Annotated in this window: 22 protein-coding genes, 1 tRNA gene and 2 pseudogenes; 17 read left to right on the top strand and 8 right to left on the bottom strand. The window is 67.0% G+C overall.

Features of this window, described 5'->3' with window-relative positions; genetic code table 11:
• The first annotated feature begins 7 nt into the window (after positions 1-7).
• The 7 genes and pseudogenes from GKE62_RS13780 (at position 8) to GKE62_RS13755 (ending at position 6,391) form a co-directional block, all read left to right on the top strand.
• Positions 8-1,015 carry a zinc-binding dehydrogenase gene (locus GKE62_RS13780; protein WP_154692736.1) on the top strand — a complete coding sequence of 336 codons (1,008 nt, stop codon included), beginning with the start codon at positions 8-10 and terminating at the stop codon, positions 1,013-1,015.
• Positions 1,012-2,055, top strand: a pseudogene (locus GKE62_RS13775) (AMP-binding protein); the annotation flags it as partial. The gene GKE62_RS13780 and the pseudogene GKE62_RS13775, both read left to right, overlap by 4 nt.
• Positions 2,056-2,186: 131 nt before the next feature.
• On the top strand, positions 2,187-2,501 hold the full coding sequence (locus tag GKE62_RS19785; RefSeq protein ID WP_370516100.1) for a hypothetical protein: 315 nt from the start codon (positions 2,187-2,189) through the stop codon (positions 2,499-2,501).
• Positions 2,498-2,905 (top strand): RidA family protein, encoded by a 408-nt coding sequence (locus GKE62_RS13770; RefSeq protein ID WP_154692734.1) that lies wholly within the window; start codon positions 2,498-2,500, stop codon positions 2,903-2,905. The genes GKE62_RS19785 and GKE62_RS13770 overlap by 4 nt, the downstream gene beginning before the upstream one ends.
• Positions 2,902-4,221, top strand: a complete 1,320-nt coding sequence (locus GKE62_RS13765; protein ID WP_154692733.1) for an amidohydrolase family protein — start codon at positions 2,902-2,904, stop codon at positions 4,219-4,221. Before GKE62_RS13770 ends, GKE62_RS13765 begins: the two co-directional genes overlap by 4 nt.
• Before the next feature lie 157 nt (positions 4,222-4,378).
• Entirely contained in the window at positions 4,379-5,122 is a 744-nt protein-coding gene (locus tag GKE62_RS13760; protein ID WP_230206704.1) for an alpha/beta hydrolase, read from the top strand.
• A 63-nt stretch (positions 5,123-5,185) separates the two neighbouring features.
• Positions 5,186-6,391, top strand: coding sequence for a glycine C-acetyltransferase (locus GKE62_RS13755; RefSeq protein ID WP_230206703.1), 1,206 nt, complete (start codon positions 5,186-5,188; stop codon positions 6,389-6,391).
• Positions 6,392-6,658: 267 nt separating this feature from the next.
• Here the strand turns inward: GKE62_RS13755 and GKE62_RS13750 are convergent, their stop codons facing one another.
• The gene (locus GKE62_RS13750; protein ID WP_154692731.1) at positions 6,659-6,886 is read right to left on the bottom strand and encodes a hypothetical protein; all 228 of its coding nucleotides are present in this window, start codon (positions 6,884-6,886) and stop codon (positions 6,659-6,661) included.
• A 220-nt stretch (positions 6,887-7,106) separates the two neighbouring features.
• Between GKE62_RS13750 and GKE62_RS13745 the strand changes: the two genes are divergently transcribed.
• From GKE62_RS13745 to GKE62_RS13735, 3 genes are read left to right on the top strand one after another with little or no spacing between them, the layout of a single operon-like run.
• Positions 7,107-7,442, top strand: coding sequence for a DUF3489 domain-containing protein (locus GKE62_RS13745; protein ID WP_230206702.1), 336 nt, complete (start codon positions 7,107-7,109; stop codon positions 7,440-7,442).
• A complete protein-coding gene (locus GKE62_RS13740; protein ID WP_154692729.1) occupies positions 7,439-7,858 on the top strand; it encodes a DUF2924 domain-containing protein in 420 nt (139 codons plus the stop codon). The genes GKE62_RS13745 and GKE62_RS13740 overlap by 4 nt, the downstream gene beginning before the upstream one ends.
• Positions 7,851-9,539 (top strand): recombinase family protein, encoded by a 1,689-nt coding sequence (locus GKE62_RS13735; RefSeq protein WP_154692728.1) that lies wholly within the window; start codon positions 7,851-7,853, stop codon positions 9,537-9,539. The genes GKE62_RS13740 and GKE62_RS13735 overlap by 8 nt, the downstream gene beginning before the upstream one ends.
• A gap of 186 nt (positions 9,540-9,725) precedes the next feature.
• Here GKE62_RS13735 and GKE62_RS13730 read toward each other — a convergent pair.
• A tRNA-Arg gene (locus tag GKE62_RS13730) sits at positions 9,726-9,802 on the bottom strand.
• A 60-nt stretch (positions 9,803-9,862) separates the two neighbouring features.
• Here GKE62_RS13730 and GKE62_RS13725 point away from each other — a divergent pair.
• Positions 9,863-10,639, top strand: coding sequence for a queuosine precursor transporter (locus GKE62_RS13725; RefSeq protein WP_154692727.1), 777 nt, complete (start codon positions 9,863-9,865; stop codon positions 10,637-10,639).
• A gap of 168 nt (positions 10,640-10,807) precedes the next feature.
• On the opposite strand, the gene GKE62_RS13720 is transcribed toward GKE62_RS13725, so the two are convergent.
• Positions 10,808-11,035 (bottom strand): PspC domain-containing protein, encoded by a 228-nt coding sequence (locus GKE62_RS13720; RefSeq protein WP_154692726.1) that lies wholly within the window; start codon positions 11,033-11,035, stop codon positions 10,808-10,810.
• The gene (locus GKE62_RS13715) at positions 11,032-11,172 is read right to left on the bottom strand and encodes a hypothetical protein (RefSeq protein ID WP_154692725.1); all 141 of its coding nucleotides are present in this window, start codon (positions 11,170-11,172) and stop codon (positions 11,032-11,034) included. The genes GKE62_RS13720 and GKE62_RS13715 overlap by 4 nt, the downstream gene beginning before the upstream one ends.
• Positions 11,173-11,416: 244 nt before the next feature.
• Here GKE62_RS13715 and recF point away from each other — a divergent pair, with 244 nt between their 5' ends.
• A complete protein-coding gene (recF, locus tag GKE62_RS13710) occupies positions 11,417-12,475 on the top strand; it encodes a DNA replication/repair protein RecF (RefSeq protein ID WP_154692724.1) in 1,059 nt (352 codons plus the stop codon).
• Here the strand turns inward: recF and GKE62_RS13705 are convergent.
• On the bottom strand, positions 12,462-13,154 hold the full coding sequence (locus tag GKE62_RS13705) for an arylesterase (RefSeq protein ID WP_230206701.1): 693 nt from the start codon (positions 13,152-13,154) through the stop codon (positions 12,462-12,464). The genes recF and GKE62_RS13705 overlap by 14 nt on opposite strands.
• A 96-nt stretch (positions 13,155-13,250) precedes the next feature.
• Between GKE62_RS13705 and GKE62_RS13700 the strand changes: the two genes are divergently transcribed.
• Complete coding sequence (locus GKE62_RS13700; RefSeq protein ID WP_230207082.1) at positions 13,251-13,940, top strand: ABC transporter ATP-binding protein; 690 nt, start codon at positions 13,251-13,253, stop codon at positions 13,938-13,940.
• Positions 13,933-16,464 carry an ABC transporter permease gene (locus GKE62_RS13695; RefSeq protein ID WP_154692721.1) on the top strand — a complete coding sequence of 844 codons (2,532 nt, stop codon included), beginning with the start codon at positions 13,933-13,935 and terminating at the stop codon, positions 16,462-16,464. Before GKE62_RS13700 ends, GKE62_RS13695 begins: the two co-directional genes overlap by 8 nt.
• Before the next feature lie 102 nt (positions 16,465-16,566).
• On the opposite strand, the gene GKE62_RS13690 is transcribed toward GKE62_RS13695, so the two are convergent.
• Together GKE62_RS13690 and GKE62_RS13685 are read right to left on the bottom strand one after the other, a co-directional pair.
• The gene (locus tag GKE62_RS13690) at positions 16,567-17,019 is read right to left on the bottom strand and encodes a DUF805 domain-containing protein (protein ID WP_154692720.1); all 453 of its coding nucleotides are present in this window, start codon (positions 17,017-17,019) and stop codon (positions 16,567-16,569) included.
• A 132-nt stretch (positions 17,020-17,151) separates the two neighbouring features.
• Complete coding sequence (locus GKE62_RS13685) at positions 17,152-19,752, bottom strand: TonB-dependent receptor (protein WP_154692719.1); 2,601 nt, start codon at positions 19,750-19,752, stop codon at positions 17,152-17,154.
• 122 nt (positions 19,753-19,874) lie between these two features.
• Between GKE62_RS13685 and typA the strand changes: the two genes are divergently transcribed.
• From typA to GKE62_RS13670, 3 genes and pseudogenes are all read left to right on the top strand, one after another.
• Positions 19,875-21,713 (top strand): translational GTPase TypA, encoded by a 1,839-nt coding sequence (gene typA, locus GKE62_RS13680; RefSeq protein ID WP_154692718.1) that lies wholly within the window; start codon positions 19,875-19,877, stop codon positions 21,711-21,713.
• A 164-nt stretch (positions 21,714-21,877) separates the two neighbouring features.
• Positions 21,878-22,261 (top strand): hypothetical protein, encoded by a 384-nt coding sequence (locus GKE62_RS13675; RefSeq protein WP_154692717.1) that lies wholly within the window; start codon positions 21,878-21,880, stop codon positions 22,259-22,261.
• Positions 22,262-22,329: 68 nt separating this feature from the next.
• Positions 22,330-23,515 (top strand): annotated as a pseudogene (locus GKE62_RS13670) (glycosyltransferase family 4 protein).
• A gap of 48 nt (positions 23,516-23,563) precedes the next feature.
• Here the strand turns inward: GKE62_RS13670 and GKE62_RS13665 are convergent.
• Entirely contained in the window at positions 23,564-24,790 is a 1,227-nt protein-coding gene (locus tag GKE62_RS13665; RefSeq protein WP_154692716.1) for a UbiH/UbiF/VisC/COQ6 family ubiquinone biosynthesis hydroxylase, read from the bottom strand.
• Positions 24,791-24,864: the final 74 nt, after the last annotated feature.

Genomic DNA, 24,864 nt, shown 5'->3' with positions numbered 1-24,864 from the left:
GATAGAAATGCGCGCAGCTATTACTCAGGCCCATGGGGATCGTGACCAGATTAGGCTGGTAGACGACTGGGCGGAGCCGGTCGCGGGAGAGGGCCAGGTGGTGGTCTCAGTGGCCGCGTGCGCGGTCAACTTCCACGACATCTTCACCCGGCGCGGTATGCCCGGAATCAAGATCCCGCTGCCGGTGGTGGTCGGCTCGGACATTGCCGGAACGATCAGCGTGGTTGGCGCCGGAGGCGAGGGCTGGGCGGTCGGCGACCGCGTGCTGATCGATCCGATCTCGCACGACGGCAAGCCCGGCATGTTGGGGGAGACAGCGGACGGCGGGCGGGCTGAACGGATAGCCGTCGGCACCGGCCACCTGATCCGCGTGCCCTACAACGTCACGCTTGAGCAAGCGGCCTCCCTGCCGCTCGCCTACGGCACGGCGCACCGGATGATGATCACCCAGGGCCGGATTCAGGCCGCCGAGAAGGTGCTGGTGATGGGGGCCAGCGGCGGCGTGGGCGCGGCCTGTGTCCAGCTTGCCAAGATGGCCGGGTGCGAGGTGATTGCATGCGCCAGCAGCGAGGCAAAGCTTGCGCGGTTGAAGGCCCTCGGCGCCGATCATGGGATTAACTACGCGTCCGAGAGCATACTCGAGTGGGTCAAACGCCAGTACGGCAAGCCGGCCGTCTACGGGGGTGGCGGGGTCGATGTCCTCGTGAACTTCACCGGCGGTGACACGATGAAGGAATCGCAGCGCTGCCTCACCCTGGGCGGCCGGCTGCTGACCTGCGGCGCGACCGCGGGATACGACGTGGGTATCGACATGCGGTTCCTGTGGACCTTCGAGCACCGCATGATCGGCTCCAACGGATGGAGCAGGGCCGATCTGGTCGCGCTCCTCGACCTCATCGCCGAAAGCAGGCTCGATCCGGTGATCGACAAGATCCTACCGCTGGAGGAGACGGCTGAGGCCGAACGCATGCTCGAGAATCGTGAAGTGGTCGGCAAAGTGCTGATCCGTCCATGAGCACACGCTTTCCAACCGGAAACCTCGGCGACATCATCGCGCGCGCGCCGCAGGCGGACGGCGCCTACATCGACACCGCCACGGGCCGATCGCTCACGATGCCCGAGCTGGACACCGCCGCCGCGCGCCTGGCGGGCGGCTTCGCTCAGCAATTCTCCCGTGGCACGCGGGTCGCCATCCTCGCCCGCAATGGCACGCCCTTGATCCTGTCGTATCTCGCGCTCATGCGGGCCGGACTGGTCGCGGTGCCGGTCAGCCACCGCCTACCGGCGGACACGATCGGCTACATTCTGGAGGACAGCCAGTCGGAGGCCGCGCTGATCGACGCACCGTTCGCTGAGTTGCTTCCCGCGTCGGTACAGGCGATCGACTTCGGGGGTGCGGAGTTCGCCGAACTCTCGAGCGGCGAGCCGCTCGACCCCGTCCGCGCCGCGCCAGGCGAACTGTGCGAGATCCTCTACACCTCCGGCTCGACCGGGCGGCCCAAAGGAGTGCCACTCGATCACGCCGGCCAGTTGTGGGCGCTCAACCTGTTCGTTGAGGCCACCGGCACCGACCCCCAGTCGACCGTTATCGTCGCCCCGGCTTATCACATGAACGGCCTGTTCTTCACGACCGTCGCCCTGGCGCTCGGGTGGCGCACGTTCTCGATGCCGGCGTTTGATCCGCGCGCGTTCCTCGAGCTGGTGGCCGCCGAACGCCTCACCTTGTTGAGCGGCATTCCCACGATGTTCGCGATGATGGCTCGCCAGACCGACCTGGTGGACGAGCTGGATTTGAGGTCGGTGGAGGCGGTGACCATCGGCTCGGCCCCATTGACCCAGGCGCTGATCGACCGGGTGCGCTCGATCTTCCCCAATGCCGCCGTACGCAACAGCTACGGCACGACCGAATCCGGCCCCGCGATGTTCGGACCGCACCCCGATGGCCTGGAGCGTCCGCCCCTTGCGCTGGGTTACCCTTACCCGGGGGTCGAATGGCGGCTGGTGGACGGCACGCCGAGCCAGGGCAAGCTGCTCACCCGAACTCCCGCGGTAATGCGGGGCTATCTTAATCTTCCCGAGGTTAACGCTGAACGGCTCAATGATGGCTGGTACGATACCGGCGACATCGTGCGGTATGACGAGGACGGGTTCTTCTACTTCGTCGGCCGGGCGGACGACATGTTCGTTTGCGGGGGGAGAACATCTATCCCGGCGAGGTCGAAAAGCTCCTCGAACGCCACCCTGGCGTACTCCAAGCCGCGGTCCTCTCGGCCGAGGACGAGATCAAGGGGCAGATCCCGATCGCGTTTGTGGTGCGATCGCAAGATGCAACAGTCGACGAGCACGAGCTCAAGCAATTCGCGCTGTCCCATGGGCCGGCCTACGCCCACCCAAGGGCAATTGCCTTCCTCGATGCCCTCCCCGTGGGAGGAACTCACAAGGTGGATCGCGCGGCGCTGAAGCCGCAGGCGGCCCAGCTCGCAAGAGGACTCAATCGATGATCAGCCGCTCCAATCCCGCCGGCGTGGCGCCCCCGATCGGGCGCTACAGCCATCTGACGCGGGTGCCGGCGGATCGCGAACTTCTGTTCCTCGCGGGCCAGGTGGGGACGCATGCCGACGGCACCGTTGCCGAAGGAGCGGTCGCGCAGTTCGTCCGGGCCTTGCGCAACGTCATGACGATCCTCGCCAGCGAAGGGTGCGGTCCCGACGATATCGTTCGGATCAACACCTACGCGGTGGAGCCGCTCGAACTGGGGCAGCTCGGAGAGGTGCGGCGCGAACTGCTGGGCGAGGTCGCGCCCTCATCCACTCTGGTCTACGTCAGCAACCTTGCCACGCCCGAATTCCTCGTCGAGGTGGAGGTGATCGCCGCCAAGCCTGCGCAGCGGGGAGGCTCCCAATGAGCGCCCTTGCGATCACCAATGTCGCGGTGGTCGATATGGCGGCGGGCAAAACCGTCCCCGCGCAGACCGTGGTGATCCGCGATCGGCGTATCGAGAGCGTGGGACCGACACAGGATGTCGTTCCTCCGGATGACGCCCTCCGCCTCGATGGCACCGGCAAGACGCTGATCCCAGGTCTTTACGACATGCACGTGCACATCTCGCCGGCGAACCCCGCCGGGGCAGAGGACGCACACGCCGCGCTCGATCGCGCTGCAACCTACATCCAGGTGTTCCTCACGGCGGGCGTGACGACGGTGCGCAACATGGCCGGCACGCCGTTGCACCTGAAATTGCGCGAGGCGGTGGAAGCGGGGCGGGTCGTCGGCCCGCGCATATTCACCTGCGGCCCGATCCTCGAGACGCGCTTCACCTTTCCCGAGATGGCCGAGTTCGGCGAACTGGTGACCACGGCGGAGGAGGCCCGCGCCGCCGTGCGCCAGCAGGCCGCCGCGGGCTTCGACTTCATCAAGGTCTACAACGACATCGAGGCCGACATCTACGACGCCATCATCGCGACCGCGCGCGAGGTCGGCATTCGGGTCGTCGGCCACGTGGCGTTCCAGAAGGGTCTCCACGGGGCGCTGCAGGCGCGGCAGGATTCGATCGAGCACCTCCGATCCTACGACTTCGCGGTCGATACGCGAACCGGTGATGTCCCGTGGGAACGCTACAAGGGGTGGCTCTACGCGACCCCGCTGCGCATCGACGAGCTGGCCGAGCAGACCGCCGAGGCCGGCGTGTGCAACGCGCCCACCAGCGTGGTCGAGCATAGCATCCGCGCGGACGATGAAATGGCCGAGGAAGCGGAGCCGCTGCCGGCGTTCCTTCCCGAATGGATGGCGAGCGAGATAGAGCTGTCTGACTTGGGCGCGCTGTTCTCTTCCGAGCAGCGGCAGGTGCTGAAGGACGGCCGGGCCGCCCGCAGCGCGATGGTCGCGGCGCTGGACCGGGTGGGCGCGGGCGTCCTCGCTGGAAGCGATTGCCCCGGCTGCCGTCTCGTCCCCGGACGGTCGCTGGTTCGCGAGATCGAGCTGATGGTCGAGGCCGGCCTGTCGCCGTGGCGCGCGCTGCGCACGGCCACGGTCAACGCCGCGGCTTTCCTCGGCGAACCGGGCGAAGGACGCATCCAAACGGGTGCGCGGGCCGATCTGGTTCTCCTCAAGGCCGACCCGCTGGACGACATCACCGCGCTTCGCCGGCAGACGGGGGTGGTGACCAACGGCCGTTGGCTGCCGCAGGCGGCCCTGGAACAAATGATCCTCGGGGCGGCGTAACGGGAGACACGCGGCCATGGAGATACTCGCGCGCAAACCCAGCAACACTATCGAGCGGACCGAGCTATGGACCGTCCGGCCATCATCCAGCGAGCAAGTCTATCGGCTGACAATCACTAGGCCGCTTAGCCCGACGGATAAGCCGCACGGATTGCTGTTGACCGACGGAAACCACGTCGTGGGCACGGCAGCGCAGCTGACTTACTTCCTCGAACTGGGACAGCTCGCTCCGCCCACCGTGGTGGTCACCGTGGGCTATCCCGAGGACAATTCGTACCCTTCCATCGTCGCGCGCAACCGAGATCTGACGCCCACAAGCTGGCCCGAGTGGGACGCCTCGTACGGCAAGGTGCTGGGTCTGGATTGCCCCCCGTCGGGCCACTCCAAAGTGTTCCGCCGATTTCTTATCGACGAGGTGAGACCAGCGGTGGAAGCCGAAGCTGGTGTCGATCCGAGCGAATGGACTTTGGGCGGCCATTCGCTCGGCGGACTGTTCGCCGTGGACAGCTTGTTCGCGGCGCCCGGGGCGTTCCGACGGTATTTCGCGGTCGGCTCGTCGTTCTGGTGGCACAAGCCGCTGCTGTTCGACCGTGCCGAGCAGTTCACGGCCGATCCTACCCCGCGCGACATCTCGGTTTATCTCGCGGCAGGCGAGCTCGAAAGTGCGGTGGCACTCAAGAGGGAATGGGAGCCGCATCGCGATAAGACCGAGTGGCAGGAGTATCTACGCATCATGGGTGGTTTCCCGGACATCGTGGGCGATACCTTCCATATGGCTTCGATCCTCTCCGGCGCGGCTAGGGTTCGCGCGAAGGCCCAGATTCTGCCGAACGAAACACATGGCACCGCGGTTTTTGCGGCTCTTAGCCAAGGCATTCGATGGCTTAACGAGCCAGTTTAGACGGTCTGGTAAGTTGAGATCAGGGGAAGAACTTCTGCCGTCGTCTGTGTTCTATAGGAGGCGGTGATCATACCGGAAGCATTCTACGCGCAGGTTGAGGCTCAGCTGCGGGCCATTGACGAAGAAGGCCTGACGAAGCCTGAGCGCGTCCTTACAACAGCGCAAGGCGGACAGATTGCGACCGGCTCCGGCCCCGCAATCAACCTGTGCGCGAACAACTATCTCGGTCTGGCGAACGACCCTCGCGTCAAGGCCGCTGCACGAGATGCGATCGACGCATGGGGAACCGGGCTGGCCTCAGTTCGGTTCATTTGCGGCACCCAGACGATCCATAAGGACCTCGAGCGCGCGATCGCTGATTACACCGGCTTTACGGACGCGATCCTCTTTCCGGCGGCGTTCGATGCCAATGGCGGTGTGTTCGAGCCGCTACTCGACGAAAATGACGCGATCGTGTCGGACTCCCTCAACCACGCGTCGATCATCGACGGAATCCGCCTTTGCAAGGCGCGGCGCTACCGGTTCGCAAACGGCGACATGGCCGACCTCGAGTGTCAGCTGATCGCTGCGCGCGAGGCAGGCGCTCGCCACGTCCTGATCGCGACCGATGGCGTGTTCTCGATGGACGGCTATCTAGCGCCGCTCGCCGATTTGACGTCGTTGGCCGAGCGGTTCGGCGCCCTGACACTGGTCGACGATTGCCATTCGACCGGCGTGGTCGGGCCGCGCGGTAGGGGCACCGCCGCGGCGTGTCAGGTCGAAGGGCGGATCGACATCCTCACGGGCACATTCGGCAAAGCACTGGGCGGAGCAATGGGCGGCTTCGTGGCGGCGAAGAAGCCCGTGGTCGACCTGCTGCGCCAGAAGGCACGTCCGTATTTGTTCTCGAACGCATTGGCTCCCGCAGTCTGCGGTGCATCTCTCGCGGCGATCGAGATTGCGGCTAGCGATGAGGGCGACCGCTTGCGAGCCAAGCTCGCCGACAACGCCAAACGGTTCCGCGAGGCGATGACAGCTGCCGGTTTCGAACTTCTGCCCGGTGCGCACCCGATCGTTCCGGTCATGCTACGGGACGCCGCGCTTGCCCAGCGCTTCGCAGCGCGCCTGCTCGAGGAAGGCGTTTACGTCACCTCTTTCTCGTTCCCGGTCGTCCCACGCGGCAAGGCGCGGATTCGCACGCAGATGAGCGCTGCGCTCGAACACCATCACATCGACACCGCCGTTGATGCGTTCACGCGGGTCGGCCGCGAACTGGGGATCGTCCAATGACCGCGAATTGCACCATGCAGTCGCTCCCCAAGCCAGACCGATGCGAATGCTAGCTAAGCGACCAGTTTTGGGTGACTGGGATGAAACGTGAATGACCGGGATGAGAGCGCTTAGCGGTCTTTCTGGTACGTTCGATATTCTGTGCCGACCGTCCTTCCGGCCCTGATCGACCAGGTCGGATCGATGGCCCGCGCGCGACCAAGCACGTTTTTGAGCGACCGCTCCGGCCTTGGGCATACGGCCGGGAGAGCTGCTCGATGAAGTGGTCTAGTTGGACTCGCGACCCAGGTTGAGCTGTTCGATGGCTTGGGCGACGGCGGTGATTTCCTGGCCCAGGTCGATGAGTCGGCTGGCTGCGTCTTGAACCTGCTCTGATTGCAGGTCCCGTTCCTGAGCCTCGCCTCCAATTCCCGCCCCGTCTTCGAGCTTGGCTGTCAGCAGCGCAAACATTCGTGAAATTAGCTCGGCTCGCTCTTGTCGCTGCTCGTCATCCATCGGCCACCTCTTGCGCCGACACGAAGCCGCGACGGTGTTGCGAAGTCCATCCCCAGCTTTTGAGCTGAGCGCCACAATCCACTGGACTGTGCGCGAACGCTGAGCATTGGTGTTGGGGCGATCACGGCCGCGGATGGCGGCCAGGTACCTCCGACCGGTCGAACGGCGGGGGTGTGGGTGGTGGGAGCAGCAATGGCGCTGCTCCCACCGGAGACCCACCATGACCGACAAATCCCTCAAGCCCGCCCGCCGCTTCGCGCGCCCTCGGACCACGACGACCGAGGCCGGCGGCTTCACCATCACAAAGCTGGTCGATACCCCTGAAGTGCCCGAACCGCCGAATGAGCCCAGCCGCCAGACCAAGCAAGCGCTGGTCCTGGCGATGTTGCGCAGCGAGCATGGCGCCACGCTGGCGCAGCTTGTCGAGGCCACCGGCTGGCAGCCGCACACCATTCGTGCGGCCCTGACCGGCCTGCGCAAGAAAGGCCACACCATCGTCAAGGACAAGCTCGATCGGGTGACCCGCTACGCGATCGAGGCGGCGGTGCAACCGTGAGTCGCATCGCCAAGGACCTGGCTGCGCTGACGACGATGACGCCGGCGCAGCTCAAGGAGCGTTGGGTCGAGGTAGTGGGTCCGGTCGTCCCGGCCCTGCCCGCGCCGCTCGTCTGCCGCCTGCTCGCCTACCGCCTGCAGGAGCGGAAGTTCGGCAGTTTGTCGGCAACCGTCGTGCGCGAACTTGAGCGTGCCGCTCAGGGTAACCCTCAACCATCGTCGCGCCGATCCGTACCCCTGACGCCAGGGGCGCGGTTGGTCCGCGAATGGAACGGCCAGACCATCAGCGTTGAGGTCCGCGTCGACGGGTTCTGGTGGCGAGAACAGACCTGGCGTTCGCTCAGCGAGATCGCCGGCGAGGTCACCGGCACCCACTGGTCGGGCCCGCGCTTCTTCGGGTTGATCCAACGTGGCTGAGAAGAAGAAGACGCTGCGCTGCGCGGTCTACACCCGCAAATCGACCGAGGATGGGCTCGAGCAGGAGTTCAATAGTCTCGATGCGCAATATGAAGCCTGCGCTGCCTACGCGGTCAGCCAGCGCCATGAAGGATGGGTGCTCTCACCCGAGCGCTACGACGACGGCGGATTTTCGGGCGGCAACATGGAGCGGCCTGGCCTGAAGCGGCTGCTCGCCGAGGTCGCGGCGGGCAGGGTCGATATCATCTTGCTTTATAAGATCGACCGGTTGACCCGCTCCCTCGCCGACTTCGCCAAAATCGTCGAGGTCCTCGACAAGGCTGGTGCCAGCTTCGTCAGCATCACCCAAAGCTTCAACACCACGACCTCGATGGGTCGGCTCACCCTCAACATGTTGCTCAGCTTCGCCCAGTTCGAGCGCGAGGTCACCGGAGAACGCATCCGCGACAAGATTGCGGCGTCGAAGCGCCGCGGAATCTGGATGGGTGGTTCGGTGCCGGTCGGGTACCGCGTCCACAACCGCAAGCTGCTGATCAACGAACCGCAGGCCGAGATAGTCCGCCACATCATGCTGCGCTACCTTGCGGTTGGCTCGGTGGTCGAGCTGGTCGACGAGCTGAACCGTGAGGGCTACCGCACCGAGATCAAGACCAGCGTCAACGGCAGCACCAGCGGCGGGGCCCTCTATAGCCGGGGCATGCTGTTCCGGCTGCTGACCAACCCGGTCTACCGCGGGATGATCGTTCACAAGGACAAGGTCTATTTCGGCGAGCACGAAGCGATCGTCGATGAGGAGCTGTGGACCCAAGTCCAAGCAACTATGACCGGCCGTACCCAAGGTCACTCACGTCGGTTGAATGCCAAGAATCCGAGCTTGCTGGTTGGCCTGCTTAGTGACGGCGAAGGTCGTGCCATGGCTCCCAGTCACACGCTCAAGAACAAGGTGCGCTACCGCTACTACAGCACCCGTCCCGATCTGATCGATGGCAGCCCAGCCTGGCGCGTATCCGCGCACGACCTTGAGGCCATGGTCTGTGAGCGATTGGCGCGGCTGTTCGAAGATCAGCTCGCGCTCGGCACGCACATCGAGAGCCATGCGTTCTCGGCTCGTGAGACCTCGGTGGTGATCCTCGCTTCCGGTCGCATCGCCAGCGTCCTGCGCGGCGGGTATCCCTCGAGCCGCGTTCCGCTTCTGGCCAAGCTGATCGAACGTGTCGAACTGCGGTCGGACTGCATTGCCATTCACACCAGCGCCGCTCGGTTGCTCACGGCGCTGGGCTTCGATGCCATCCCAGATGCGGATGCCGCACCCATCACCCTCACCTGCGCAGCAACCAAAGTCTGGCATGGGCGACAGTTGCGGTTGGTGATCCCGGGGCCCCTCGCCGCAACCGGCTTTCGGCACCGCGATCCCAACCTCGTTCGCCTGGTGGCCGAAGTGCATGCTGCACGCGAACTGGTCATCGCCAACGCCGGCAAGTCCATCTCGGCCATCGCCCGCGACGCCCGGTGCGACCGCGTCCGGCTCAATCGCGTGCTGGCGCTGGCATGCCTGGCCCCGGACATCGTCACCGCCATCCTAGAAGGGCGTCAACCGATCGGGCTTTCGAGCACTTTACTCATGCGCACCGATCTCCCGCTCGATTGGGCCGAGCAGCGCGTTCTTCTCGGGTTCGCCTGAAACTCCATCTGTATCAGCAGCTTCCGCGGCAGAGACCGGCGGGCGATTTGCCTCCCCGGTTCCGAATCATGCCCCGTCTCTCAATACAGGAGGGACTCTGACGCATGGCGGAAATCCGCCAATTCCGGGCCAAAATGCCAGCCGTTGAATCCAGATTTCCTCAATGACGCCAGAGACTTGACTAGGTGGTGCGCCCGGCAGGACTCGAACCTGCTACCTCAAGATTAGAAGTCTCGCGCTCTATCCAGATGAGCTACGGGCGCGCGCCGCGTGTGCGATAAGGGCGCTTTGCGCGGCGTGCAAACCGCGATAGCACGCAAGCCATGAATCAGGGTCTGCAACGCATCGAGGGAGCAGCCGCCGGGCCGCGGCAGTTCCGCTACTTCGACTACGTGATGGCGGCGTTCGTCACCATCCTGCTGCTATCGAATCTGATCGGTGCGGCCAAGCTGGCGACCGTCCAAGGCGTGACCTTCGGCGCGGGCATCCTGTTCTTCCCGATATCCTACGTGATCGGCGACGTGATGACCGAGGTGTACGGGTATGCGCATGCCCGGCGCTGTGTATGGGTAGGCTTCTTCGCGCTGCTGTTCATGGCGTTCATGAGCTTCGTCGTTGTGGCGATGCCGCCTTCGCCGGGCTGGGGTTGCGCCTCGAGCAGCGATCCGCTGTTCGCCGAAGTGGTCGCGCGGACGTCGAGCGGGGCGGTTTGCCAAACCACCTACGAATCGGTGTTCGGCAGCACCTGGCGGATCGTGCTCGCCTCGCTCGTCGCGTTCTGGGCGGGCGAATTCGTCAACTCGTTCGTCCTGGCCAAGATGAAGGTGCTGACCGCGGGCAAGCATCTGTGGAGCCGGACGATCGGTTCCACGGTGTTCGGCCAGGCGGTCGACAGCGCGATCTTTTATCCCCTCGCCTTCCTCGGGGTATGGGAAACGAGCGACGTACTGACGGTAATGGTGACCAACTGGGGCCTGAAGGTGGCGTGGGAAGCCTTGCTGACCCCCGTGACTTATGCGGTGGTCGGCTGGCTCAAGCGGCGCGAGGGGGTCGAAGTGTTCGACACTGCGACCGACTTCTCGCCGTTCGCCAAGAGCTGACACTCGCCGATTGAAAATGCGCTGAGCTTGCCGAAGGACCGTTCCTCGCAGGAAGCGGCGGGGGGTGGGGCCGGGACGATGGGACCGCCCTCCGGCAAGCTCAGGGCACTTGGGAGCACTAGGGTGGGTAGGCCCCGCCACCCTTCGGAGCGGGGCCTCCCGGCTCGCTCAATCGGCCAGGAGGCCGATGGCGAGGTAGACAACGATCAGAGAGCCGAACCCGATGAGGGTGCCGGCGACGAAGCCGACGCGAACCAGGGTAACGTCCCAGCCGAAGCTGTCGGCGATTCCGCTGCACACACCCATGAACTTGGCGTTGACCTTGTCGAGGTGGAAGCCGCGGCGGGCGGAGGTGACATCGCGGATGGCGGTGTCTTCGAAGCGCAGGTCGCTCATGCCAGGATCTCCTGAACCGAGGTCGCCGAGGTCTTGGCGGCGGGGGTGGTGACGGTGCCGCTGATCAGCACCAGCGACAGCGCGAGGGCGGTCGTGGCGGCGATGGCGTGGCTGGCGAACGAACGAATGGCAGTCATTTTCTTGGTCCTTTGTCTGGTGCCGGGCGGGCTATCCGCCGGATGAAACAGGTATTGCAGAGGGCGTGCCAATTTGCGGAAATGACGTATTTCTGCGGGTTCATCGGGTCCGACGGCGCGAGTCTGCGAGCGTGAACACACGGTGAATACCACGGTTTGGGAAAATTCACCGAGAGTTGGGATCGGAACTTTGGCGCGAACGAAAGATTTCGCTTCGCCCGGCGCGTCCCGCTAACGCCAGCCCATGCTCGATCGCATCCTCCTCGAAGATTTCCGCAACCACGCGACCACCGCGATCGAGGGTACCGCGCGGTTCAACCTGCTGGTGGGGGACAACGGCGCGGGCAAGACCAACGTGCTCGAGGCTCTGTCGCTGCTCGCCCCCGGGCGAGGCCTGCGCCGGGCAGCGCTGGGCGAGATGGCCCGCGGCGATGGCACCGGGGGTTTCGCGGTCAGCGCGCGGCTTGGTGACGACACCGCGCTGGGCACCGCGATGCGCTCGACCCAACCGGGCCGCCGCGTGGTCCACGGCAACGGCGCGGACATCCCCGCGGTGCGGCTGGGCGAGTGGCTGAGCGTCGCCTGGCTGACCCCGGCGATGGACCGCCTGTTCGCCGATAGCGCAGGCGCGCGGCGGCGGTTTCTCGACCGGCTGGTGCTGGCTCTCGAGCCCGGCCATGCGGCGCTCGCCGCGCGCTATGACGCGGCCTTGCGTGAACGCAACCGGCTGCTGGCGGGCGAAGCCGACCCTGATCCGCTATGGCTGGATGGCATCGAAGCGCAATTGGCGGAGAGCGGCGAGGCGCTGGTGGCGGCGCGGTTGCGGGTGGTGATCGCCTTGGACCAGGCGCTGACGGCGACCCCTGCCCAACCCTTCGCCCGGCCCTCGCTGTCATATGCCTCGGAGACCGGCGCCGATCTCGCCGCCGCGCTCCACACCGGGCGCCGCCGCGACCGCGCCGCGGGACGCACGCTGAGCGGGCCGCATCGCGATGACCTGGCGGTCACCCTCGCCGCCAAGCGCCGCGCCGCTGCGGACTGCTCGACCGGCGAGCAGAAGGCGATGCTGATCGCGATCGTGCTGGCCCACGCGGCACTGCTCGATCCCGCGCGCCCGCGGGTGCTGCTGCTCGACGAGGTCGCCGCGCACCTCGATCCGGTCCGCCGCGCCGCGCTGTTCGAGCGGCTGCGCGCGGTACCTGGGCAGTACTGGCTGACCGGCACCGAGACCGCGCCGTTCGCGGAAATACTGGGCGAAGCTGCGGTTTGGGAGGTGCGCGAGGGGGCGGTCAGCCGGGTTTAGCGGGCAGCGCCTTTGCGACGTCGTCCACCGTGTCGGCGACGATCAGGTCGATGCCCTTGGCGGTCGGGTGGACGTGATCGGGCTGAATCAGTTCGGGCCTGCCGACCACCGGCTGGAGCAGGAACGGAACGAGCGCGGCCTTGTGCTTGTTGGCCAATGCCGGGAATATCGGGTTGAAATCCTTGGCATAATCCGCCCCCAGATTGGGCGCGGCGAGCATCCCGGTGAGGAGCGCGGGGATCTTGCGGCGGTCGAGCTCGGTCAGGATCGCGTCGATATTGGCGCGGGCCTCGGCCGGGGCGAGGCCGCGCAGCATGTCGTTGCCGCCCAGCCCGACGGCTACCAGATCTGGTGCTCGCGGCTGGGCGTCGAGCACGAACGCCAGGCGAGCGCGGGCGGCGGCGGTGGTGTCGCCCGAAACCCCGGCGTTGACGACTTTCGCGTTAATCCCCTTGGCCCACAACGCTTTTTCGAGCTTGGCCGGCCAGCTTTCGCCCGGCTTCAGACCGTATCCCGCGTAGAGACTGTCGCCGAACGCGACGATCAGCCGCTTGGGACCGGCGGGCGGCCGCGGCGCTTGCGCGGTTGCTGTTGCCGTCGTGGGCCATGGTCCCCCAGTTGCTGGTTTGTTGCAGCAGGACAGTGCAAAAGCGGCGAAAATCGCGGCAAGTTGCGACACGGACGGAAGGTGTTTGGGTTGCGGCATGCAACCAATCTATGCCATCCGGTGCGCGTGACAAGCCAGACCGCCGCAACGGCGTCTCCCCCTTCCCCGATCGTCTCCGGCCCGGTCATCGCCGCGAGTGGCCTGACCCTTCGCTTCGGCGTGGGCGACGCCGCGGTCGAGGTGCTGCGGGGCATCGACCTGACGATCATGCCCGGCGAGACCGTCGCGCTCCTCGGTCCGTCGGGGTCGGGCAAGAGTTCGTTGATGGCGGTGCTCTCGGGTCTGGAGCGGGCGAGCTCGGGCACGGTCGAGGTCGCCGGGGCCGCGTTCTCGACATTGGACGAGGATGCGCTGGCTCGCGCCCGCCGCGGCCGGATCGGGATCGTGCTCCAGGCCTTCCACCTGCTGCCGACGATGACCGCGCTGGAGAACGTCGCGGTACCGCTCGAACTGGCGGGCGACGAAGCCGATGCGACCGCGCGCGCGCGCGCCGAGCTGGAGGCGGTGGGGCTGGGCCACCGGCTTAACCACTATCCCGCCCAGCTTTCGGGCGGCGAGCAGCAGCGCGTCGCCATCGCCCGCGCCACCGTCGCCCGCCCGCCGCTGCTGTTCGCCGACGAGCCGACCGGCAACCTCGATACCGCCACCGGATCGGCGATCATGGACCAGCTCTTCGCGCGGGCGGCGGAGAACGCGGCGACGCTGCTGGTGATCACCCACGACCCCGCGCTCGCCGCCCGCTGCGGCCGGGTGGTGACGATGGCCGACGGGCGGATCGCCAGCGACACTCGTGGCTGAAAGCCTCTCCTTCCGCGCGGCGTGGCGCATCGCGCGGCGCGATCTGGCGCATTCGCTGCGCGGGCTGCGGCTGCTGCTCGCCTGCCTGTTCCTGGGGACGATGGCGCTGGCGGCGATCGGCAGCCTGACCGGGGCGATCGAACGCGAGTTGGCGGGGCGCGGACAGGCCCTGCTCGGCGGGGACATCGAGGTGGCGCTGTGGCAGCGGTCGCCCTCGCCCGACGAGATGGCCGGGCTCGAGGCGCTCGGCACCGTTTCGACCGGAGCGCGGCTTCAGGCGATGGCGGTTCCGGCGGCCGATGCCACCACCGCCGTACCGGTCGAATTCAAGGCGGTCGATGCCGCCTGGCCGCTCTACGGAACGCTCAAACTGGTTGGCGGACGCAGGGTCGGCGCGCCGTCTGGCCTCACCGCATGGATCGCGCCCGGCGTCGCCGACCGCATGGGCCTGAAGATCGGCGACCGCTTCAAGATCGGCGCGGTCGCGCTGACCGTGGGCGGGATCATCGCCGACGAGCCCGATCGGCTGGGCGAAGGCTTCACCCTGGGCCCAGTGGTGATCGCCAGCGACACCGCGCTGACGGCCAGCGGCCTGATCCAGCCGGGCAGCATGTACCGCTCGAAGACCCGCGTGAAGATGGCCGCGACCGCCGACCCGTTAGCCGCCGCCGCGCGGCTCAAGCAGGACTTCCCCGACGCCGGGTGGGAGCTGCGCGACCGCAGCCGCGCCAGTCCGGGGCTGGATCGCTTCGTCGGCCGGATGGGTCAGTTTCTGGCGCTGGTCGCGCTCGCCGCGCTGGCGATCGCCGGGATCGGCATCGCCAACGGCGTCGGAAGCTGGCTCGAGGCGCGGCGGCCCGGGATCGCCACGCTCAAGGTGCTGGGCGCGACCAGCGGCGACATCGCGCGGATCCACGCGCTGGAGATCGGGGTCGCGGCGCTGGTCGGGATCGGCGCGGGGCTGGTTGCGGGGGTGGCGGTGACGCCGCTGCTCGGCGCGGCGCTGGGCAGCCTGCTGCCGGTCGCGCCGGGGCTGGTGATCGATGTGCCCTCGTTGGCCTTCGCCGCCACCGCGGGGCTGCTGATCGCCGCCATTTTTGCGGCCGCGCCGCTGATCCGCGCGCGCGAGTTTCCGGCGATGGCGCTGATGCGCGCGCGGGTCTCGCCGCCGAACCCGAACTGGCGCGCGCTGGCGCTGCCGGTCGGCGGAGGCCTCGCGCTGCTCGCCGCGCTGATCCTGCTGCGCGCCGACCAACCGCTGCTGAGCGCCGGGTTCCTCGGCGGAGCCGCGGTGCTGTTCGGCGCGCTCGCCGCGCTCGGCTGGGGCCTGCGTCGCCTCGCCGCCGCGCTGCCCCGCCCGCGCGCGCCGCTGCTGCGGATCGCGCTGGCCAACCTTCACCGCCCCGGCGCGCAGACTGGGGCGCTGGTCACCGCGCTGGGCTTCGGGCTGAGCGCGTTCGTGCTGCTCGCCGGGGTCGAGACCAGCCTCGACGCCAACATCGCCAGCCGCGTCCCGGCGCGCGCGCCCGATTATTTCGTGCTCGACCTGCCCCCGGCCAAGGCGGGCGAATTCGCTCGGATCGTACGCGCCGCCGCCCCGCAAGCGACGATCCGCACGGTGCCCGCGCTGCGCGGCGCGATCCTCGCCTATGGCCCGGCGAACGCGATGACGCGCGTCGCCGATCTCGCCACCATCCCCGACGGCGCCTGGCCGCTGAGGGGCGAGCGCGGGCTGACTTATGCCGATGCGCTGCCCCCCGGCAACGTCCTGACCGCGGGCAAGTGGTGGCCGAAGGGCTACTCCGGCGAACCGCTGGTTTCGGTCGACGCCGATCTCGCCGATGCCATCGGTCTCAAGCTCGGCGACAAGCTGACCATCGGCCTGCTCGGGGTCGAGCGCACCGCGACCATCGCCAGCTTCCGGCGGATCGACTGGGATTCGCTGGGGTTCAACTACGTCCTCGTGTTCAGCCCCAACGCGATTCAGGACGCCCCGCACAACCTGGCCGCCACGGTCGAGCTGGGCGGCCGGGCGGACAGCCGCGCGCTGCTGTCCAACCTTGTCCGCGCCCTGCCCGCCAGTTCGGTGATCGAGATCGGCCCGGTGGTCAGCCGCGCGCGCGACATCCTCAGCCAGATGTCGACCGCGATCCTCGCGGCCGCGAGCGTCGCGATCCTCGCCGGGCTGGCGGTGCTGGTCGGGGCCATCGCCGCGGTCCGCGCCAGCCGCCTCTACGACAACGTGATCCTGCGCGTGCTGGGTGCGAGCCGGGGCCAGTTGCTCGGGCTGCAACTGGCCGAATACGGGCTGCTGACGCTGCTGCTCGCCGCTATCGCGCTGGGGTTGGGCAGCTTCGGCGCGTGGCTGGTGATCGTCCAGTTGTTCGAATTCGAGTGGCTGCCCGACTGGCCGCGCGTGCTGGGCGTGCTCGGCATCGGCATCGCCACGATCCTGATCTTCGCGCTGGCCGGCTCGCTGCCGCTGCTGCGCGCGAAACCGGCGCAGGCGCTGCGGGAATTGTAACCCAGGTTCCGCTCATTCCGAGCGAAGTCGAGGGATGACGCGCTACGCCCAGCCTAGCGCTGCGGATTTCGACTTCGCTCGACATGAGCGGGGCAAGTGAGGTTACGCGAAGACCTCGGCGCTGGTCGGGTCGAGCGGGTCGGGACCGAAGCGGTTGGGACCGGGGGTGCCGGGCAGGCACATGATCACCAAGAACGCGATGCTCGCGATAAAACCTACGACCGGGACCATCGAGAGAACCACGAACCCCAGGTACCACCAGCCCGACATGTCGCGATCATGGAGACGGCGAACCGTGACCGCGATCGCCGGGACGATGATCGCCAGCGCGAATATTCCGAGCATCCCGGCGCCCAGCCAGAACACCGGACCCGGCATGGCTGGCGTCGCGGTCGGATCCTCGATCGAGGCGAGCGAGAACCCTCCCCCTAGCATCAGCGCGAAGCAGACGAGTTCGACGATGACCATCAGCAACGCGAACATCCAGAATTCCATGCGCCGCGAACGGCCGGTGAATTCGGCATAGCGCCGCAGCGGCATCAGCATCCATTCCATCGATAGTCCCCCTTCAAAGCTCTCGCGAGCGGGGCGAAGCTATCCCGGCGATTTCAAACGACAAGTGCTTTTGCGCATAGCGCGGAGGGTGCCGATCCTCCCTGTCGCGCAGCGACGGGGAGGATCAAAACGTCAGAACCGGTAGCGCGCGCTCACGCCGTAGGTGCGCGGCTGGTTGGGGTAGCCGGAGATCGAGAACTGCTGGCCGACCGAATCGAAGATCGTGCCGATGGTGCGGTCGTCGAGCAGGTTGCGGCCCCAGACCGAAAGCTCCAGCCCGTTGTCCATCGCGTACGTCAGCGAGGCGTTGAGATCGTCGACCTGGCGGCGGAACGGACGCGCGGCGGCGACCGCGGCGGCGGTGCCTAGCGAACGGAAGCCGGGCAGGCCCTCGGCGATCGCGACGTCGCTTTCGTGGTGGAAGTCGCCGCGCAGGATCAAATGATCGCCGCCCGCAAACTCGTGGTCGTAGCTCGCCCCGAAAGTCACCGAAAGCGGCGGGATGCTGGCGGGCGTGGACCCGCTGATGTCGCCCAGCGCGGACTGCTTGAAGCTGTCGTACGTAGGGTCGAGGTAGGTCAGCGCGAAGGTCAGGGTCAGCGGATCGATCGGCCGCACCTGGCTTTCGAATTCGAAGCCCTTGACCGATTCCTTGCCCGCGTTGGCGAGAACGAAGCCGGTGCCGGTGAAGACGTTCGACTGGAAGCCGCTGATGATCTCCTTGAACGCCGCGAAATTGAGCGAGACCACGCCCCAGTTGGCCTTGAGCCCCAGCTCGTAGACGGTCGAGTTCTCCGGCCCGGCCGAGCGCGTCCCCGAGGTCAGGTTGGTCACCGCGAACCCCCCTGCCTTGATCGCCGCGAAATCCGCAGGCGTCGGGCGGCTGTCGCGCGAAAGGTTGATCGAGCTCGCCTTGAAGCCGGTGGCGTAGCTCGCATAGACGTTGACGTGAGCGTTGACGTCATAGGCGAGCCGCGCGGTGTAGCTGAAGTCGCTGTCGTTGGTCTTGCCCGGCTCGACCGCGTTGGGCACGTTCTGGAACGGCGGGAGGAACTGGAAGCCGCGGAAACCCGCCAGCGGGTTGGCGGCGGGGTTGTTCTGGTTGGCGTTGGCGAAGGCCTGCGCCGCGGCGAACGGCACGCCTTGCGCCAGCGCGCCGCCCAGCAGCAACTGGTTGCGGAACGGGGCGTAGCGCGGATCGTCGAGATCGAGCCCCGAGAACACGTCGGTCGAGACGACGTTGGTGCGGTAGCGCTTCTTGTCGTGGGTGTAGTTGAGCCCGCCGGTCAGCGTCAGCCCGTCGGCGATCTCGAAATCGATCTGGCCGAAGATTGAGAACGCGTCGTTGTTGAGGCGGTAGTTTTCGGTGAAGCCCTGCCCCGCGGCGAAGAACTGGCCGAGGTACTTGGCCGGGTTGCCCTCGAGCGCGCCGAAGGTCTGCTCGAGCACCGGTACGCTCAGCGCCCCGCCGCTCGCGCCCTGGATCAGCAGGTTGGCATAGGGCCGGAACTGCGTGCCATAGGGGATGGCGTTGAACTGCTTGACCTTTTCCTTGAAATAGAACGCCCCGATCAGCGCGTTGACCGGGCCGTTGAGGTCGGTCGCCAGACGCAGTTCCTGGGTGAAGGTATCGAGCCTGACGTTCTGGAAGTTGTTGCCGATCAGGTCGGCGCTGGAAAAGTCCGAATCCTGCCCATTGAGCGCCTTGACCCGGCGATAGGCGGTGATCGAGGTCAGCTTGAACGGGCCATAGGCGTAGTCGGCCTGGCCCGAGATGCCGTAGTTGGCGATGTCGTTGGTCGAGGGCGCGTTGTTGTAGACGACATCGGCGAACGGCGTGCGGAAGTCGTTGACCTTGCCGCCCAGCGCTTCGAGCAGCGTGGTCGCCGCCGAACGCTGGAGGTTGACCGCGGCGCAGCACACTTCGTCGATCTTGGAATAGTCGGCGATCACCCGGAACGTGAACGCGTCGTCGGGCTGGAACAGCACCTGGCCGCGCGCGAACCAGCGATCCCGCGCGTTGACCCGGCCGCCCGCGGGGCCGAGATCGCGGACATAGCCGTCGCGCTTGTTGTAGCCGCCGGCGATGCTCGCCGCGATGGTGTCGCTCAGCGGCCCGGTGACCACGCCCTTGACCACGATCGCATTGTAGTTGCCATAGCTCGCCTCGACATTGCCGCCAAAGGTGAACTTGGGCTCGCGGGTGACGATCGAGATCACGCCGGCCGATGCGTTCTTGCCGAACAGCGTCGATTGCGGCCCGCGCAGCACTTCGACCCGCTGGATGTCGGGCAGGTCGCCGATCTGCGCGGCCGAGCGGCTGCGATAGACCCCGTCGACGAACACGCCGACGCTGGGCTCGATCCCCGGATTGTTGGCGCCGTTGCCGAAGCCGCGGATGATGAAGTTGGTGTTGGTCGCCGACGCCTGCTGGTTGACCCGCAGCGATGGGACCACGCTCGACAGGTCCTTGAGATCGCGGATCTGGGCGCGTTCGATCGTCTCGGCGGTGGTGACGCTGACCGCGACCGGGATTTCCTGGAGCGTCTGCTCGCGCTTGGTCGCGGTGACGATGATGTCGTTGCCCTGGTCGCCGCTCTCGACCGGATCGGTGGCGGGGGTGGCGACCTCCTCCTCGGCGGCTTCGGCAGCGGGCGCCGCGTCCTGAGCGCGGGCGGGCGAGACGAGGAGGGTGGCGGAAGCGAACAGCGTCGCGGTGATGGTGTGCCTCATGGCGCGCCCACTAAGCGAGCCTCCGTGCTCCCGCAACCTTGCGACTTGATGCGATAGCGGCTAGGGGCGCGCGGCAATCGCGGGGTGCGCCTCGCCCTGCTCCCGCATTATTGGAACGTTCTATGTCCGCGCCGCTGCGCAATATCGCGATCATCGCCCACGTCGACCATGGCAAGACCACGCTGGTCGACCAGCTGTTCCGCCAGTCCGGCACCTTCCGCGACAACCAGCGCGTGGAAGAGCGGGCGATGGATTCGAACGACCTCGAAAAAGAGCGCGGGATCACCATCCTCGCCAAGTGCACCAGCGTCGAGTGGGACGACCACCACGGCACCACCACCCACATCAACATCGTCGACACCCCCGGCCACGCCGATTTCGGCGGCGAGGTCGAGCGTATCCTGTCGATGGTCGACGGGGTGATCCTGCTGGTCGACAGTTCCGAAGGGGCGATGCCTCAGACCAAGTTCGTCACCGGCAAAGCGCTGGCGCTGGGGCTGAGGCCGATCGTCGTGGTCAACAAGATCGACCGCGCCGACGGCCGCGCCGCCGAAGTTCTCGACGAGGTGTTCGACCTGTTCGTCAGCCTCGACGCCAACGACGAGCAGCTCGATTTCCCCGTGCTCTACGCCAGCGGCCGCAACGGCTACGCCAGCGAGGACATGGACGCGCGCGAGGGCGACCTGACCCCGCTGTTCGCCAAGATCGTCGAGCACGTCCCGCCGCCCGCCGCCGATTTCGACGGGCCGTTCAAGTTCCTCGTCACTCTGCTCGATCGCGACAACTTCCTCGGCCGCATCCTGACCGGCAAGGTCCAGTCGGGAACGATCAAGGTCAACAGCCCGATCCACGCGCTCGACAACGACGGCAAAGTGATCGAGACCGGCCGCGCCTCCAAGCTCATGGCGTTCCGTGGCCTCGAGCGCGTGCCGGTGGACGAGGCGCGCGCGGGCGACATCATCAGCATCGCCGGCCTGACCACCGCGACCGTCGCCAACACCATCGCCGACCCTTCGGTCAGCGAACCGCTTCACGCCCAGCCGATCGATCCGCCGACGCTGTCGATGCGTTTTGCGGTCAACGACAGCCCGTTCGCCGGGCGCGAGGGCACCAAGGTCACCAGCCGCATGATCCGCGACCGCCTGCTGCGCGAGGCCGAAAGCAACGTCGCCATCCGCGTCAGCGAATCCGCCGACCGAGACAGCTTCGAGGTTGCGGGGCGCGGCGAACTCCAGCTCGGCGTGCTGATCGAGACGATGCGTCGCGAAGGCTTCGAGCTGGGCATCAGCCGCCCGCGCGTGCTGTTCGGCGAGGAGGACGGCAAGCGCACCGAGCCGTACGAGACCGTCGTGATCGACGTGGACGACGAATACGCCGGGACGGTCGTCGAGAAGATGGCCGGCCGCAAGGGCGAGATGACCGACATGCGCCCCAGCGGCGGCGGGAAGACCCGGATCACCTTCAGCGCCCCCAGCCGCGGCCTGATCGGCTATCACGGCGAGTTCCTGAGCGACACCCGCGGCACCGGGATCATGAACCGCCTGTTCGAAAAGTACGGCCCCTATCGCGGCCCGATCGAAGGCCGCCAGAACGGAGTGCTGATCTCCAACGGCACCGGCGAGGCGGTCGGCTACGCACTCAACATGCTGGAAGAGCGCGGCAGCCTGTTCGTGCGCCCGCAGGACAAGGTCTACGAGGGGATGGTCATCGGCGAGAACGCCAAGCCCGACGACCTCGAAGTCAACCCGATGAAGTCCAAGCAGCTGACCAACTTCCGTAGCACCGGCAAGGACGACGCCATCCGCCTGACCCCGCCGCGGATCATGACCCTGGAACAGGCGATCGCCTATATCGACGATGACGAAATGGTCGAGGTGACGCCCAAGAGCATCCGCCTCAGGAAGGCCCTGCTCGACCCGCATGAGCGCAAGAAGGCGGGGCGCAAGAAGGAAGCGGCTTGAAACCCAAGGCGGACTCCAGCACCGCAAAGCTCACTTCTCCAGCCGCAACCCGTTCCTTTCAGCGGCATTAAGTATCCGTTCACGGGGGCTTTGCTCCACTCGCCGGGCACGGGTGAACTCCTGCGCGGCTGCCGTCGCGTGGGGCTGGATGAAGGGACATTGGAATGACCAACCTGATTCGCAAGGCCGCGCTGGGCCTCGCGCTCGCCGCGACTGCGACGATGGCGGCATCGCCCGCCGAGGCGCGCGACCGCTGGGGCCGTCACCACAGCGGCGACGATGCCGCAATCGCGATCGCCGCGGGTATCGCGGGCCTCGCGATCGGTGCCGCGATCTCGGACAATGGCGGGCGTTACAACAACCGCTATTACCGCGACAGCTACTACTACCCACGCTATCGCGATAGCTATTACTACAACAGCTATCCAAGGTATAACGGGTACTATTACAACAATTACGATAATTACGACCGTCGCTATCGCGATTACTATCGCTACGAGCGCAAGCACCGCCGCTGGCATCGCAACCACGATCGCTGGGACGACTGACCCTTTCCAGGGCTGATCGGCGCCCGCCCATGGACCACGCGCCGCGCACCGCGTAAGGCGCGGCGTCCATGGGCGAAGCGCAAAACCTCGACGGCCTTAGGGTCGCGCTGTTCAGCGGCAACTACAACTACGTCCGCGATGGCGCCAACCAGGCGCTCAACCGGCTGGTCGGCTATCTCCAGCGCGAGGGCGCGACGGTTCGGGTCTACGCACCCAAGGTCGCCAACCCGGCCTTCGCCTCGATGGGCAAGCTGGTCGGGGTCCCCTCGATTCCCTTCCCCGGCCGCGGCGAGTATCGTTTCCCGCTGGCGCTATCCCCGCGCATCCGCCGCGACTTGCGCGACTTCGATCCGCAAGTGGTCCACGTCTCGTCGCCCGACCTCGTCGGCCACCGTGCGGTAAGCTGGGCACGGAGGCGGCGAGGACCCGGAGGGGGGAACACCGGTGCTCGCCTCGGTCCACACCCGGTTCGAGACCTACCCGCGCTATTACAACATGGCCTGGGCCGAGCCGCTGCTCGAAGCCATCCTGCGGCGCTTCTACCGCCGCTGCGACGCGCTGGTCGCACCGAGCGAGTCGATGGCCCAGGTGCTGCGCGCGCAGCGGATGAACTACGACATCGGCATCTGGTCACGCGGGGTCGATCGCGCGGTGTTCAACCCGGGGCGGCGCGATCTGGAATGGCGGCGCGGGCTGGGAATCGCCGACGACGCGGTCGCGATCGGCTTTCTCGGGCGGCTTGTGATGGAAAAGGGCCTCGACGTTTTCGCCGATTCGATCGACGACCTGGCCCGCCGCGGCATCGCCCACAAGGTGCTGGTCGTCGGCGAAGGCCCGGCGCGCGAATGGTTCGAAGCGCGGCTACCGAACGCCGTCTTCGCGGGCTTCCAGACGGGTCCCGATCTCGCCCGCGCGGTGGCGAGCATGGACCTGCTGTTCAACCCCAGCGTCACCGAGACCTTCGGCAACGTCACCCTGGAAGCCATGGCCTGCGGAGTGCCGGTGGTCGCCGCAGCGGCGACCGGGAGCCAAAGCTTGGTCGACGATCACGGCAACGGCCGTCTGATCGCGCCTGGCGCGATCCACGCCTTCGCCGAGGCGCTGCGTGGATACATCGCCGATCCGGCGCTGCGGGCCCGTCACGGCGCGGCAGGCGAGGCGCGCGCGGCGGAGTTCAGCTGGGATGCAATCAACAAGGTGGTGGCCGACACCTATCTGCGGCTGATCCGCCAAAGGGCGCGGCGCGCGGGCTGAAGCATTTTAATTTTGAAGCTGCACTACTCAGAAAATTTGCGCCTCGCCCTAAACCGGCTCCAGCAGCTTCGGCAGCTGTCCAGAAACCCCGCGCGCCTCGTCCATGAACCAGCGTTTGAGCGGGGCCATCCGCTGGACCCCGGACATGCCAATCCGGCGGACCAACGAAGCGGCGCGTCCGGGCACGCCGAACAGCCGGGTGAGCCCATCGGTCGCCAGCGCGACCATCAGCGCGTCGCTCGCCCGCCAGCGCTCGTAGCGCGCGAGAATCTGGGCGTCCCCGGGGTCCAGCCCCAGGCGCATGCCTTCGCTGACGCACTCGATCAGCGCGGCGGCGTCGCGCAGGCCCAAGTTGAGCCCCTGCCCGGCGATGGGGTGGATGCCGTGCGCGGCATCGCCGACCAGCGCCAGCCGATCGGCCACGATCCGCGCGGTGTGGTGGAAGCCCAGCGGATAGCTGGAGCGCGGCGAGGCGAGTTCGATGTCCCCCAGCACCCCGCCCATGTTCTTGCGGACTTCGGCGAGGAATGCGGTGTCGGACATCCGCAGCACGCCCGCGGCATCGTCCTCGGCCACGGTCCAGACCAGCGCACTGCGGTGGCGTCCGGTCTCGTCGTCGAGCATCGGCAGCAACGCGAACGGACCGGCGGGATAGAAGATCTCCCACGCGACGCCGCCGTGGGGTTTCGCATGCGCCAGCCCGGCGATGATCGCGCGGTGGCGATAGTCCCACTTGGCCACGGCAATCCCCGCCTCTTCGCGAGTCGGCGACTGGCGCCCCTCCGCCCCGACCAGCAGCCGCGCCTTGAGCACGGCGCCGTCGGCGAGAGTGGCCGAGACGCCATGCTGGCCGCGCTCGCGCGCGACCACGGTGCTCGACGGATGCCACGCGATATTGGGTTCCTTGGCCGCGGCTTCGAACAGCGCGAGGCGAAGTTCGCGGTTGGCGAACATCCGTCCGAGCGAGCCTTCGGCAGGCTCGGGACGGAAATCGATCTTGCCCGGACGCAGCGCATCGTTGACCGCGATCGCTTCGATCGGACTGCCCTTGGGCTCCAGCGTGGGCGCCAGGCCCAGATGCGTGAACAGGTTCCAGCTTGCGGTCGAGATCGCCGAGGCGCGGCCGTCGAAGCCGGCGGCGGTCTGCGTCGCGGGATCGTCGCGATCGGCGACATGGACAGTCGCCCCCGCGCGCGCCAGTCCGATCGCCAGGGTCATCCCGACCAGTCCACCGCCGAGGATCAGGACGTCGCGGGTTTGGGAAAGATCGGCCATCGTGGCTCCTTACCCGCTCATGTCGAGCGAAGTCGAGGGATGCCGCGCAACAGGCCACCGGAGCGCGAGGTGTC

Source organism: Novosphingobium sp. Gsoil 351 (genome assembly GCF_009707465.1).
Classification (GTDB): Bacteria; Pseudomonadota; Alphaproteobacteria; order Sphingomonadales; family Sphingomonadaceae; genus Novosphingobium.
The sequence above is the reverse complement of the archived record's forward strand: the minus strand, read 5'-3'. Positions and strand labels throughout refer to the sequence as shown.

Bases quoted from the DNA above. Each gene is read 5' to 3' on its own strand.
- GKE62_RS13780 (WP_154692736.1), top strand. From the start codon at position 8: ATGCGCGCAGCTATTACTCAGGCCCATGGGGATCGTGACCAGATTAGG.
- GKE62_RS13665 (WP_154692716.1), bottom strand. From the start codon at position 24,790: ATGGCCGATCTTTCCCAAACCCGCGACGTCCTGATCCTCGGCGGTGGA.
- GKE62_RS13690 (WP_154692720.1), bottom strand. From the start codon at position 17,019: ATGGAATGGATGCTGATGCCGCTGCGGCGCTATGCCGAATTCACCGGC.
- GKE62_RS13770 (WP_154692734.1), top strand. From the start codon at position 2,498: ATGATCAGCCGCTCCAATCCCGCCGGCGTGGCGCCCCCGATCGGGCGC.
- recF (WP_154692724.1), top strand. From the start codon at position 11,417: ATGCTCGATCGCATCCTCCTCGAAGATTTCCGCAACCACGCGACCACC.
- GKE62_RS13715 (WP_154692725.1), bottom strand. From the start codon at position 11,172: ATGACTGCCATTCGTTCGTTCGCCAGCCACGCCATCGCCGCCACGACC.
- GKE62_RS13685 (WP_154692719.1), bottom strand. From the start codon at position 19,752: ATGAGGCACACCATCACCGCGACGCTGTTCGCTTCCGCCACCCTCCTC.
- GKE62_RS13765 (WP_154692733.1), top strand. From the start codon at position 2,902: ATGAGCGCCCTTGCGATCACCAATGTCGCGGTGGTCGATATGGCGGCG.
- GKE62_RS13720 (WP_154692726.1), bottom strand. From the start codon at position 11,035: ATGAGCGACCTGCGCTTCGAAGACACCGCCATCCGCGATGTCACCTCC.
- GKE62_RS13725 (WP_154692727.1), top strand. From the start codon at position 9,863: ATGAATCAGGGTCTGCAACGCATCGAGGGAGCAGCCGCCGGGCCGCGG.
- typA (WP_154692718.1), top strand. From the start codon at position 19,875: ATGTCCGCGCCGCTGCGCAATATCGCGATCATCGCCCACGTCGACCAT.
- GKE62_RS13675 (WP_154692717.1), top strand. From the start codon at position 21,878: ATGACCAACCTGATTCGCAAGGCCGCGCTGGGCCTCGCGCTCGCCGCG.
- GKE62_RS13750 (WP_154692731.1), bottom strand. From the start codon at position 6,886: ATGGATGACGAGCAGCGACAAGAGCGAGCCGAGCTAATTTCACGAATG.
- GKE62_RS13745 (WP_230206702.1), top strand. From the start codon at position 7,107: ATGACCGACAAATCCCTCAAGCCCGCCCGCCGCTTCGCGCGCCCTCGG.